At 61.7% G+C, this 12,320-nt stretch carries 11 protein-coding genes and 1 pseudogene; 6 read left to right on the top strand and 6 right to left on the bottom strand.

All coding sequences use genetic code 11. The features are described 5' to 3' along the window. Positions 1-78: 78 nt before the first annotated feature. On the bottom strand, positions 79-1,080 hold the full coding sequence (locus HBO11_RS27195; protein WP_169955134.1) for a helix-turn-helix domain-containing protein: 1,002 nt from the start codon (positions 1,078-1,080) through the stop codon (positions 79-81). Between the two features lie 309 nt (positions 1,081-1,389). Between HBO11_RS27195 and antA the strand changes: the two genes are divergently transcribed. Then, positions 1,390-2,781, top strand: a complete 1,392-nt coding sequence (gene antA / locus HBO11_RS27190) for an anthranilate 1,2-dioxygenase large subunit (RefSeq protein WP_169955135.1) — start codon at positions 1,390-1,392, stop codon at positions 2,779-2,781. Then, positions 2,781-3,272 carry an anthranilate 1,2-dioxygenase small subunit gene (gene antB / locus HBO11_RS27185; protein ID WP_169955136.1) on the top strand — a complete coding sequence of 164 codons (492 nt, stop codon included), beginning with the start codon at positions 2,781-2,783 and terminating at the stop codon, positions 3,270-3,272. The genes antA and antB overlap by 1 nt, the downstream gene beginning before the upstream one ends. A gap of 18 nt (positions 3,273-3,290) precedes the next feature. Here antB and HBO11_RS28750 read toward each other — a convergent pair. Then, positions 3,291-3,410 (bottom strand): annotated as a pseudogene (locus HBO11_RS28750) (outer membrane lipoprotein carrier protein LolA); the annotation flags it as partial. 12 nt (positions 3,411-3,422) lie between these two features. Between HBO11_RS28750 and antC the strand changes: the two are divergent. Both antC and HBO11_RS27175 read left to right on the top strand, forming a co-directional pair. Continuing rightward, complete coding sequence (gene antC / locus HBO11_RS27180; protein ID WP_099169834.1) at positions 3,423-4,430, top strand: anthranilate 1,2-dioxygenase electron transfer component AntC; 1,008 nt, start codon at positions 3,423-3,425, stop codon at positions 4,428-4,430. A 71-nt stretch (positions 4,431-4,501) separates the two neighbouring features. Next, on the top strand, positions 4,502-5,905 hold the full coding sequence (locus HBO11_RS27175) for an amino acid permease (RefSeq protein WP_169955137.1): 1,404 nt from the start codon (positions 4,502-4,504) through the stop codon (positions 5,903-5,905). 218 nt (positions 5,906-6,123) lie between these two features. Here HBO11_RS27175 and kynA read toward each other — a convergent pair whose 3' ends face one another. Both kynA and kynB read right to left on the bottom strand, forming a co-directional pair. Then, positions 6,124-6,981: a tryptophan 2,3-dioxygenase gene (gene kynA, locus HBO11_RS27170; RefSeq protein ID WP_032862811.1), complete on the bottom strand. Its 858-nt coding sequence runs from the start codon at positions 6,979-6,981 to the stop codon at positions 6,124-6,126. Next, entirely contained in the window at positions 6,978-7,628 is a 651-nt protein-coding gene (kynB, locus tag HBO11_RS27165) for an arylformamidase (protein ID WP_169955138.1), read from the bottom strand. Before kynB ends, kynA begins: the two co-directional genes overlap by 4 nt. A 363-nt stretch (positions 7,629-7,991) precedes the next feature. On the opposite strand from kynB, the gene HBO11_RS27160 reads away from it, so the two are divergent. Next, positions 7,992-8,336: a cupin domain-containing protein gene (locus tag HBO11_RS27160; protein ID WP_076962673.1), complete on the top strand. Its 345-nt coding sequence runs from the start codon at positions 7,992-7,994 to the stop codon at positions 8,334-8,336. A 48-nt stretch (positions 8,337-8,384) separates the two neighbouring features. Here the strand turns inward: HBO11_RS27160 and mmsB are convergent, their stop codons facing one another. Together mmsB and HBO11_RS27150 are read right to left on the bottom strand one after the other, a co-directional pair. Further along, the gene (gene mmsB / locus HBO11_RS27155) at positions 8,385-9,272 is read right to left on the bottom strand and encodes a 3-hydroxyisobutyrate dehydrogenase (RefSeq protein ID WP_169955139.1); all 888 of its coding nucleotides are present in this window, start codon (positions 9,270-9,272) and stop codon (positions 8,385-8,387) included. 14 nt (positions 9,273-9,286) lie between these two features. Next, positions 9,287-10,813, bottom strand: a complete 1,527-nt coding sequence (locus HBO11_RS27150) for a CoA-acylating methylmalonate-semialdehyde dehydrogenase (protein ID WP_170043672.1) — start codon at positions 10,811-10,813, stop codon at positions 9,287-9,289. A 131-nt stretch (positions 10,814-10,944) separates the two neighbouring features. On the opposite strand from HBO11_RS27150, the gene HBO11_RS27145 reads away from it, so the two are divergent. Further along, a complete protein-coding gene (locus HBO11_RS27145) occupies positions 10,945-11,892 on the top strand; it encodes a LysR family transcriptional regulator (RefSeq protein ID WP_169955141.1) in 948 nt (315 codons plus the stop codon). The last annotated feature ends 428 nt before the right edge of the window (positions 11,893-12,320 follow it).

The raw sequence follows: 12,320 nt of genomic DNA, 5'->3' as shown, positions 1-12,320 counted from the left end.
GGATCAGTCACCAGATTCTTTGACTGCCCTACCGCTATCGCAGGCAAGCCAGCTCCTACATTTTGATCTGTAGTGTGTTCAGGCACCGCGCATGCGTCGGGCGTCGTTACGCTGCAGCGTCTGGCTGGGGGATTCGTCGAACAGCTTGCGGTACTCCGCCGAGAATCTTCCCAGGTGGGTAAAGCCCCAGCCCAGGGCGATTTCAGAGATGGTGCGGGTGGCGCCATGCTCGAGAATTTCCTGGCGCACCGCGCTCAGGCGGTACTTCTTCAAGTAGGCCATGGGTGACAGCGCGAAGTATTTGCGAAACGCATCGAACAGCTTGAACCGCGACACCCCGGTGGCCGCCTCCAGGTCTTCCAGGTGCAGCGCTTCGCGGGCGTTGTCGTGGATGTATTGGCGAGCGCGGACCAGGTAGTGAGGCAGCTTGACCCCCAGCACGTCGCGCAGCTCTTCGGAGTAGTTGTTCGGCTGGGCCAGGATCAGGCCCTTGATCAGCGAGCTTTCCAGGTCGCGGGTAAACGCGGCCTGGTCGTATAGCTCGCTGCTGTGCTCCAGCTCAGCGATAAAGTGCCGCGCCATGCGCCACCACGCCGCCGGTGCACCCTGCACCGCATCCATCACCGACTCAAAGCGCAGCGGCGCATCAATCGGGCGCTGCAACAGGCCCTCCAGGGTTTCGCTCATCGCCGCGCGGGTGATTACCACTTGCAGCTTGCGGCAGTCGCCGGAGATCGCCAGCACCTGGTGTTCATTGGGCGAGATGATCACACCCTGGTCGCGGTTGGAGCTCAGGCGCTGGCCTCCCTTGCTCAACTCCTGCTCGCCCACCAGCGGCAGGCTCAGGCTGTAGCTGCGAAAGTGCTCGGCGTCTTCGATATCGATGGTCACGTCAGTGCCGTACTCAATCACCCCAAGCGTGGTGGCGCGGGACTTGAACACATTGGCACTGTGGTGGAAGCGCAGGCGCTCCGGGGTGGCGGTTTCCAGCCGATGGGGCCCGCAGATGCCGGACATCCAGCTGCGGGCGCCTTCAAGGTCGAAACGTTCAATACGGATATCGCGTGTATGGCTACTCATCAGGGTGCACTCACGGCGGTTGTGGCCAGCGCGCTCTGACGGCGCGTCCGGTGGATCAAGGCAAGTTCTGCGCCACGTCGGGCACTTGTCCACTGGGTGGATAGCGAGCGTCGACTATGTGGATAAGAAGCCGGCTTTTGCGACAATTGCCTGGCCAGACAGTAGCGCATTCCCCGGCGCCGTTGCACCTGAGTGGGTACTTGCTCCCCAACTATGCGGCCCATCTTCCCCCATTAAGCGGATAGCTGGCCGCCCCCCTGCCCGCCTCTAATGAACCACCGATTAGCTACCCAATAAAAGGTGCCTCCCATGAGTGGTGCAAGAAGCGTCGAGCAGTGGAAAACGTTTATCGAAAGCTGCCTGGATTTTCGTCCGGCCGAGGGTGTGTTCCGCATCGCCCGGGACATGTTCACCGAGCCCGAGCTGTTCGACCTGGAGATGGAACTGATCTTCGAAAAGAACTGGATCTACGCCTGCCACGAAAGCGAACTGGCCAATAACCACGACTTCGTAACCATGCGCGCCGGGCGCCAGCCGATGATCATCACCCGCGACGGCGAAGGCCAGCTCAACGCCCTGATCAACGCCTGCCAGCACCGCGGCACCACCCTGACCCGTGTCGGCAAGGGCAACCAGTCGACCTTCACCTGCCCGTTCCACGCCTGGTGCTACAAGAGCGACGGGCGCCTGGTGAAGGTCAAGGCGCCGGGGGAATACCCGGAGGGTTTCGACAAGGCCACCCGCGGCCTGAAGAAGGCGCGCATCGAGAGCTACAAGGGCTTTGTGTTTATCAGCCTCGATGTGACTGGCACCGACAGCCTGCAAGACTTCCTCGGCGATTCCAAAGTGTTCTTCGACATGATGGTCGCGCAGTCCGCCACCGGTGAGCTGGAAGTGCTGCCCGGCAAGTCGGCCTACACCTACGACGGCAACTGGAAGCTGCAGAACGAAAACGGCCTGGACGGCTACCACGTCAGCACCGTGCACTATAACTACGTGGCCACGGTGCAGCATCGCCAGCAGGTCAACACAGAGAACGGCAGCGCCTGCGGCAGCACCCTGGACTACAGCAAACTCGGCGCCGGCGATGCCAATACCGATGACGGCTGGTTTGCCTTCAACAACGGCCACAGCGTGTTGTTCAGCGACATGCCCAACCCCAGCGTGCGCTCCGGCTACGCCACCATCATGCCGCGCCTGGTGGCAGAACACGGCCAGCAAAAGGCCGAGTGGATGATGCACCGCCTGCGCAACCTGAACGTCTACCCGAGCCTGTTCTTTCTCGACCAGATCAGCTCGCAACTGCGCATCATCCGCCCGGTGGCGTGGAACAAGACCGAGATCATCAGCCAGTGCCTGGGGGTCAAGCACGAGTCCGACGCCGACCGCGAAAACCGCATCCGCCAGTTTGAAGACTTCTTCAACGTGTCCGGCATGGGCACCCCGGATGACCTGGTGGAATTTCGCGAAGCCCAGCGCGGCTTCCAGGGCCGCCTGGAACGCTGGAGCGATATCTCCCGGGGCAGCCATCGCTGGGAAACCGGGCCGACGCCCAACAGCGAAGCCATCGGCATCCAACCGGCCATGACCGGTACCGAATTCACCCACGAAGGGCTGTACGTCAACCAGCACCGCAACTGGCAGACCTTCCTGCTGGACGGTCTGGACGCACAATCGTTGAAACTGCACGAGGTGAAATGATGAGCGCGCAATTGCAGTATCAGATCGAGCAGTTTTTCTACCGCAAATCCGAGCTGTGCGACGCCCAGGACTGGGACGCCTACGTGCAGTTGTTCGACCCGCAGAGTGAGTTCCACCTGCCGCAGTGGGACTCGGAGCACGTCTACACCCGCGATCCCAAGCGCGAGATGTCGCTGATCTACTACGCCAACCGTTCGGGCCTGGAAGACCGGGTGTTCCGCCTGCGCACCGGCAAGGCCGCATCCGCCACGCCAATGCCGCGCACCTTGCACCTGATCAATAACGTGCGGATCGCCGAGCAGGCTGATGGCTGCCTGCAGGTGCGGTTGAACTGGCACACGCTGTTTTATCGGCTGGCGATGTCGGAGCAGTTCTATGGTCACGCCACCTACACCCTCAAGCCCCACGGCGACAGCTGGCTGATCACGCGCAAGCATGCGCTGCTGCTCAATGACACGATCAACTCGGTGCTGGATTTCTACCACCTCTGACGTTGACGCCCTCCCTTCAACTGTAGGAGCGAGCTTGCTCGCGAAAAAACCAAGGGCTGCGCGTGCATTCAGGATGCCCGCGCCATCGTTAACGTTTTTCGCGAGCAAGCTCGCGCCTACAGGTATTACCCAATCCATGGAGAACGGTGGATGAATCACAAAGTGGCCTTCAGTTTTGCCGATGGCAAGACCTTGTTCTTTGCGGTGGGCAGCAACGAAATCCTGCTGGATGCAGCATTGCGCAGTGGCATCAAGATCCCCCTCGATTGCCGCGAAGGCGTGTGCGGCACCTGCCAGGGGCGTTGCGAGTCCGGCGACTACAGCCAGGATTATGTGGATGACGAGGCCTTGTCCAGCCTCGACCTGCAACAGCGCAAGATGCTCAGTTGCCAGACCCGAGTCCAATCGGATGCGGCGTTTTACTTCGATTTCGATTCGAGCCTGTGCAATGCGCCAGGGCCGGTGCAGGTCAGCGCCAGGGTCTGCGAGGTGCAACAGGTGTCGGCCAGCACCGCGATTCTGGCGGTGCAACTGGAGCAGGCCCTGGACTTTCTGCCGGGGCAATATGCGCGCCTGTCGATCCCCGGCACCGAGCACCAGCGCTCCTACTCCTTCGCCAACCGCCCGGGCAACCGCTTGCAGTTTTTGATCCGCTTGCTGCCGGACGGGGTGATGAGCAATTACATACGCGAGCGCTGCCAGGTCGGCGATGAAATCACCCTGGAAGCACCGCTGGGTGCGTTTTATCTGCGGCACGTCACCCAGCCACTGGTGCTGGTGGCCGGCGGCACCGGGTTGTCGGCACTCTTGGGGATGCTCGATGAATTAGCCGAGCGCGGCTGCGAGCAACCGGTGCACCTGTATTACGGGGTGCGCGGGGCCGAGGATTTGTGCGAGGCCGAGCGCATCAAGGCGTATGCCCAAACCTTGCGCGGTTTTCGCTACACCGAAGTGCTCAGCGACCCATCGCCGCAGTGGCCTGGCAAGCGCGGCTATTTGACCGAGCATTTCGACCTGGCCGAATTGCGGGATAGATCGGCCGATATGTACGTCTGCGGCCCCCCTCCAATGGTCGAATCGATCAAGAAGTGGCTGCAAGAACAGGCACTTGATGGCGTTCAGCTGTATTACGAAAAGTTTACCGAGAGTAATATCTGACCCCTCAGCAGTGAGGGGCGGGTCTGGCGTGCAGGATCAACCCTGAAAAAAACAAGTAGAAGGGAATGTTAATGGCGGATGACATGGTTAACCCGGTGGGCCTCAAGCGTGGCCTGAAAAACCGGCATATTCAGCTGATTGCCCTGGGCGGGGCGATTGGTACGGGCTTGTTCCTCGGTTCGGCCGGGGTGCTGAAGTCGGCGGGGCCGTCGATGATCCTGGGCTATGCGATAGCCGGGTTTATCGCGTTCCTGATCATGCGCCAGCTGGGCGAGATGATCGTCGAGGAACCGGTCGCCGGCTCCTTCAGCCACTTCGCCCACAAGTACTGGGGCGGCTATGCAGGCTTCCTCGCCGGCTGGAACTACTGGGTGCTGTATGTGCTGGTGGGCATGGCCGAATTAACGGCGGTGGGCAAGTACATCCAGTTCTGGTGGCCGGAAATACCGACCTGGGTCAGCGCGGTGGTGTTCTTTATCGCCGTGAACCTGATCAACACCCTGAACGTGAAGTTCTTCGGTGAGACCGAGTTCTGGTTCGCGATCATCAAGGTAGTGGCGATCATCGGCATGATCGTGCTCGGCTGCTACCTGCTGTTCAGCGGTACCGGCGGCCCGCAGGCCTCGATCAGCAACCTGTGGGACCACGGCGGCTTCTTCCCCAACGGCGGCATGGGCCTGCTGATGGCGATGGCGTTCATCATGTTCTCGTTCGGCGGCCTGGAGCTGGTGGGTATTACGGCTGCCGAAGCCAGCGAGCCGCGCAAGGTGATCCCCAAGGCGATCAACCAGGTGGTGTACCGGATCCTGATTTTCTACGTCGGCGCCCTGACCGTGCTGCTGTCGTTGTACCCATGGGATCAACTGCTGCAAACCCTCGGCGCGTCCGGCGATGCCTACAGTGCCAGCCCGTTCGTGCAGATCTTCTCGTTGATCGGTAACGACACCGCCGCGCACATCCTCAACTTCGTGGTGCTGACCGCCGCACTGTCGGTGTACAACAGCGGCGTGTACTGCAACAGCCGCATGCTGTTCGGCCTGGCCGAGCAAGGCGACGCGCCCAAGGCGCTGATGAAGCTCAACAAACAAGGCGTACCGTTGCGCGCCCTGGGCATTTCGGCCTTGGTGACGTTGCTGTGCGTGGTGATCAACTACGTGGCACCCAAGGATGCACTGGTACTGTTGTTTGCCCTGGTGGTTGCTTCGCTGATGATCAACTGGGCGCTGATCAGCCTGACGCACATCAAGTTCCGCAAGGCCATGGGCGAGCAAGGCGTGGTGCCGTCGTTCAAGACCTTCTGGTTCCCGTTCAGCAACTACCTGTGCCTGGCGTTCATGCTGGTGATCGTTGGCGTGATGCTGGCCATCCCGGACATGCGCCCCTCGGTGTATGCGATGCCGGTGTGGGTGGGGATTCTCTTTGCGGCGTACTGGCTGCGTTCGAAGAAGGCCAAGGCCGTCGCCGTCGCACAATAACCTGTGTAGGAGCTGGCTTGCCTGCGATGGCATCGACTCGGTCTAACTGAATGACCGCGCCGCCTGCATCGCGGGCAAGCCCGCTCCTACAGGGGATCTGCGCTTGACTGACGGGCATTAGGGCCCGGCTCCCACATGAACAGGGTCACAATAGGAATGCATTGCCAACAAAAAGCCCCGGTACTCAATGAGTGCCGGGGCTTTTTGTTGGGTTTCAATCAGAGCGTCGAGCGCACCCGCCACAGCTCGGGGAACAGCACCGTATCGAGCATCTTGCGCAAGTACCCCACGCCCTCAGTGCCACCGGTGCCCGGCTGGAAGCCGATGATCCGCTCCACCGTGGTCACATGGCGGAAACGCCATTGGCGGAACGAGTCTTCCAGGTCGATAAACTTCTCGGCCAACTGATACAAGTCCCAGTAACGGTTCGGATCGCGATACACCTCGCGCCATGCCGCCTCCACGGATTCGTCGTGAACCGTGGGCGCCGTCGGGTCGCGTTGCGCACGCTGCGGGTCAATCGCCAGGCCCGCCTTGATCATCAGGTTGATCGCCTCGTCATACAGCGACGGCGTGGCAATCGCCACTTGCAGCTCCTTGAGCAACTCCGGGCGATGGGCGTGGGGCCGCAACAGCGCCGCGCTTTTATTGCCAAGGATGAACTCGATTTCCCGGTACTGGAACGACTGGAAACCCGACGACTGCCCCAGGTACGGGCGGATCGCCTTGTACTCCGATGGCGTCATGGTCGCCAGCACGGCCCAGGCATGCACCAGTTGGTCGAAAATCCGCGACACCCGCGCCAGCATCTTGAACGCCGGCGCCAGCTCACCCAGGCGCACGTGCTCACGGGCGGCCTTGAGTTCGTGGAGCATCAGCTTCATCCACAACTCGGAGGTCTGGTGCTGGATGATGAACAGCATCTCGTTGTGGTCCGGCGACAGCGGGTGCTGGGCCGTGAGCACTTTGCCCAGGTCCAGGTAATCGCCGTAGCTCATGGACTCGGAAAAATTCAGCTCGGCGTTATGCCACTCTTCAGGCGGCTGGTAATCAGGGGAAAAAGGACACTGGCTCATCGCGTGGGCTCCTTGAGCGGGCGCAGGATTGCTCGTACCGGGCTGGCATCGAGGTTGGCAAAACGCAGCGGCAGCGCGATCAACTCGTAATCGCCCTCCGGCACGTCGTCGAGCACAATACCTTCGAGAATCGCCATGCCATGCCGGGCGACGGCGTTGTGGGCATCCATGGTCTTGGACTGTTGCGGGTCCAGGGACGGCGTGTCGATGCCGATCAGGCGCACGCCGAGGCTGGCCAGCAGCTCGACGGTTTCGTGGGCGACGGCGGTGAAGTTCGAATCCCAGGTGGTCAGCGGCGCCTGTTGATAAGTGCGCAGCAGCACCCGTTCCGGCAGGTTATCCAGGCGACCTTGCAACTGCTCGGGCTGCACCAGCGCGCCGCTGCCCAGGCAATACAGGACCCGGCACGGGCCCAGGTAAACATCCAGCGACACTTCGCCGATGGGCGCACCGTCGGCGCTGTAGTGCAACGGCGCATCGACATGGGCGCCGGTGTGGGGCGACAGGGTGATGCGCCCGACGTTCACCGGGCATTCGGGGCCGAACTGCCAGACGCGTTCTTCCTGGAAGGGCGTATCGCCCGGCCAGGTCGGGGTGGCGGTGCTCAAGGGCGGGCTGATATCCCACCACGTTTTTATTGGATTCATACGAGGCTCTCGGTTGTTTCTAAAGTGAATGATACGAGGGCCAGCGGTAAATATTCTTGCGAATTCCAGCGCAAAGGCTGATTTCTTTCGTAGTTACTGCGAAGAATCGTCTGATTAGTGAATGGATCCATCAGCCACCCCAGATCAAATGTGGGAGCGGGCTTGCCCGCGATGGCAGTGGACCAGTGAAAAATGCGGCACCTGACACACCGCCATCGCGGGCAAGCCCGCTCCCACAGGGTCGGCGTAGGTTTTAAGATCGTATGCCAATGCGCTTCTGGGCATCCCAGTGTCGAGTTCAGACCACTGGCATCCGGCCCGGGGCTATAGGGTTGGGCTTCACTTCCCTGCCTTGGAGCCATCATGTCCCAGCCGATCACCGTACTGCGCGATACCCATCCCCTGCCGGTCCTGGATGCCTGCAAATGGCAGAAACTCGAGGGCGACCCGCACACCGTCAACCTCAACGCCTACACCAGCGAAGACGGCAGCAAGATCATGGGCACCTGGATCTGCACCCCGGGCAAGTGGTACGTGGAATACGTGAAGTGGGAATACTGCCATTTCCAGGAAGGCTACTGCGTGATCACCCCGGACGGCCTGGAGCCGATCCATTTGCGCGCGGGGGATATCTTTGTGGTGGAGCCCGGCATGAAGGGCACGTGGGAAGTGGTCGAGACAGTGCGTAAGTACTTCGTGTTTGCCTGAGCACGAAAAACCCGGGAGCCCACCCGACGCGGGCTCCCGGAAAATCCCCTATTGAGGCTTGCGATAGCTGTTGATGATCGCCGAGAAGTCCTTGCCTCCTTCCCCACGCTGGCTCATGGCTTGATACAACTGCTGCGCGACCGCCCCCAGGATCACTGGCTGGTGCGCCTGGCGTGCTGCTTCGGTCGCCAGGCCCAGGTCCTTGAGCATCAGATCAGCGCCAAATCCACCGGTATAGCCCCGGGACGACGGCGCGGTCTCGATCACGCCCGGCCATGGGTTGTAGGTGTCCGAACTCCAGCAACGCCCGGTGGAGCTGTTGATGATGCCGGCCAGCACCTGGGTGTCGATGCCCAGCGCATCGCCCAGGGCCATGGCCTCGCTGACGCCGACCATGCTGATCCCCAGCAGCAGGTTGTTGCAGATCTTGGCGATCTGCCCGGTGCCGACTTCACCGCAATGCACGATGTTGCGGCCCATCTGCGCCAGCACCGGTTGCAGGGTGGCGAACAGTTCCGGGGTGGCGCCGACCATAAACGTCAGCGTCCCGGCCTGCGCCCCGCCCGTGCCGCCAGAGACCGGCGCATCAGCCATCGCCACACCGTGCTTGGCTGCCGCAGCCGCCACGTCACGCGCGGTCTGCGGGTCGATGGTGCTGCAATCTACCGCGGGCACGCCTTTGCCGATGCCGGCGAGCACGCCGTCTTCGTTCAGCCAGACGCTGCGCACATGGGCGGCAGCGGGCAGCATGGTCAACACCAGTTCGGCGCCTTCTGCTGCCGCGCGCGGTGAGGCGCTGATGGTGCCGCCCAATTCGGCCAGCTCCTTGAGCGCGGTCTGGTTCAGGTCGAACAGGTTCAGCGCGTGGCCAGCCTTGATCAGGTTGCGGGCCATGGGGGCGCCCATGTTGCCCAGGCCGATAAATGCAATCTTCATGGTCGTCTCCTTGATCAACGCAGGTTGATGGTGGTGTTGACGCCATCATTGACGCTGTCGTCGTCGAACCAGCGGCTGGTGACGGTTTTGGTCTGGGTGTAGAACTGCACCACTTGCTTGCCGTACGGGCCCAGGTCGCCGAGTTTCGAGCCACGGGAACCGGTGAAGCTGAAGATCGGCACTGGCACTGGGATCGGGATGTTGATGCCCACCTGGCCGACGTCGATTTCGCTCTGGAACTTGCGCGCCGCCGCACCGCTCTGGGTGAACAGGCCGGTGCCGTTGCCAAACGGGTTGGCGTTGACCAGGGCGATGGCTTCGTCGAGGGTATCGACTTCCAGCACCACCAGCACCGGGCCGAAGATTTCCTGGGTGTAGATCTGCATGTCGGTGGTCACGCCCGAGAACAGGGTCGGGCCGACGAAGTTGCCTTGCTCGAAGCCCGGCACCTGGATGTCGCGGCCGTCCAGCTCCAGCTTGGCGCCTTCTTTCACGCCGCTTGCGATCAGGTCGAGAATGCGTGCCTTGGCGCGCTTGGAAATCACCGGGCCCACGTCGGTCCCGGCTTCGCTGCCGGCGTTGACTTTAAGCTTCAGCGCCAGGGCCTTGAGGTCCGGCAGCCACTGCTTGGCCGCGCCCACCAGCACCACCACCGAGGTGGCCATGCAGCGCTGGCCAGCCGCCCCGAAACCGGCGCCAACCAGCGCGTTGAGGGTCTGTTCGCGGTTGGCATCGGGCAGCACCACCGCATGGTTCTTCGCGCCCATCATCGACTGCACGCGCTTGCCGTGCTTGCCCGCCAGGTCGTAGACGTGGGTGCCAACGGCGGTCGAGCCAACGAAGGACACGGCCTTGATATCTTTGTGGGTGCACAGGGCATCCACCACATCCTTGCCACCGTGGACCACGTTCAGCACGCCCGCTGGCACGCCAGCCTCCAGCGCCAGCTCCACCAGCATCAGGGTCGACAGCGGATCCTGTTCCGAAGGCTTGAGCACGAAGGTGTTACCGCAGGCGATGGCCATCGGGAACATCCACAGCGGGATCATCGCCGGGAAGTTGAACGGGGTGATGCCGGCGCAGACGCCGATGGGTTGGCGCAGGGTGTAGGTATCGACGCCACCGGCAACGTTCTCGGCGAACTCGCCCATTTGCAGGGTGCCGATGGAACAGGCGTGCTCGACCACTTCCAGGCCACGGAAAATATCGCCCTCGGCATCGGCAATGGTCTTGCCTTGCTCGGCACTGAGGACGACGGCAATGCGCTTGGAGTGCTCGCGGATCAGCGCCTGCAGCTTGAGCATGATGCGCATGCGCGCGCCGATCGGCGTCAGCTTCCAGGTCTGGAAGGCGCGATGGGCAGCGTCGATGGCCGCGTTGACTTCATCGGCCGTGGCGAAGGGCACACGGGCCAGGACTTGTTGGGTCGCCGGGTTGACGATGTCTTGCCACTCGGTGGTCTTGGACTCGACCCATTCACCGTTGATCAACAGTTTGGCCTGTTTCACGGTGGTATCGGCAGACGTAAGCGATGCGTTCATTGTGGTCTCCAGATCTTGTAGTTATGCAGAGAGCCAAGGCGTGAAGCGCCTTGAGGATGAGGCGTTCGGACGATTTTTGGAGTATAGATGTGCAAACTTCCAATAAGAACCCACATAAAAGCCGGTCCAACATGCAAAAAAACATCACCTCCTTAGGGTCGCTGAACTGGGATGACCTGAAGTTTTTCCTCGAAGTGGCGCGCACCCGCAAGGCCAGCGTCGCCGCCAAGCGCCTGGCGGTGGACTACACCACCGTGTCGCGGCGCATCAACTCGCTGGAAGGCTCGTTGGGCACCCTGCTGTTCGAGAAATCCCGGACCAGCGGCTTCGTCCTGACCAACGAAGGCCAGCGTTTGCTGGGTTACGCCGAGTCCATCGAAAGCACCTTGCACATGGCCTGCGAGCAAGTCTCCGGCTCCGGCGTGGCGCTGTCGGGGCATGTGCGCATGGGTTGCACCGAAGGTTTCGGCAGCTTTTTCGTCACCCCGCAACTGAGCCACTTCGTCGATACCTACCCGGCGATCTCGGTGGATATCTTGCCCCTGCCCCACTTCATCAGCCTGTCCAAGCGCGAAGCCGACATCGTCATCGCCCTGGAGCGCCCGGAGCACGGGCCCTACGTGTGCTGCAAACTGTGCGACTACAAGTTGCAGCTGTACGCGACCCAGGACTACCTCGACCAACACCCACCCATCCGCCGCCCCGCCGACCTGGCCGACCATCCGTTTATCAGCTATGTGGATGACCTGGCGTTCAGCTCAGAGCTGCTGTACCTGGCCAATGTCGTCCCGGGCGCCAGCGCCAGCCTGCGCAGCACCAGCGTGATCGCGCAGTACGTAGCGGCGCAGCAGGGGCGTTCGCTGGCGATCTTGCCGTGCTTCCTGGCGGCACAGGACTCGCGACTGCTGCCGGTGTTGGGGGAGGAGATCAATATTACGCGGCAGTTCTGGATGTACTGCCGGGAGGATTTGCGCAAGTTGAAACGGATTACGTTGTTGTGGGATTACATCCGTGAGGTGACGGAGCAGAACCAGGGGCTTTTGATGGGTGAGACGCGAGAGATGGTGTTTGCCGACTGAACCGCTATCGCGGGCAAGCCCGCTCCCACAAGTGAGTAGCGGCGGGCGCAGAATTTTGGGGCGACACAAAAACTGTAGGAGCTGGCTTGCCAGCGATAGCGCTGGGTCAGTCAATACATACCCGGCTGAACCACCGCCTTCGCGAGCAAGCCCGCTCCCACAGTTGAGTGGCGTCGGGCGCAGAATTTTGGGGCGACACAAAAACTGTAGGAGCTGGCTTGCCAGCGATAGCGCTGGGTCAGTCAATACATACCCGACTGAACCACCGCCTTCGCGAGCAAGCCCGCTCCCACAGTTGAGTGGCGTCGGGCGCAGAATTTTGGGGCGCCACAAAAAACTGTAGGAGCTGGCTTGCCAGCGATAGCGCTGGGTCAGTCAATACATACCCGGCTGAACCACCGCCTTCGCGAGCAAGCCCGCTCCCACAG

The organism is Pseudomonas sp. WS 5010, from assembly GCF_012985565.1.
In the GTDB taxonomy this organism is placed as follows: Bacteria; Pseudomonadota; Gammaproteobacteria; order Pseudomonadales; family Pseudomonadaceae; genus Aquipseudomonas.
The sequence above is the reverse complement of the archived record's forward strand: the minus strand, read 5'-3'. Positions and strand labels throughout refer to the sequence as shown.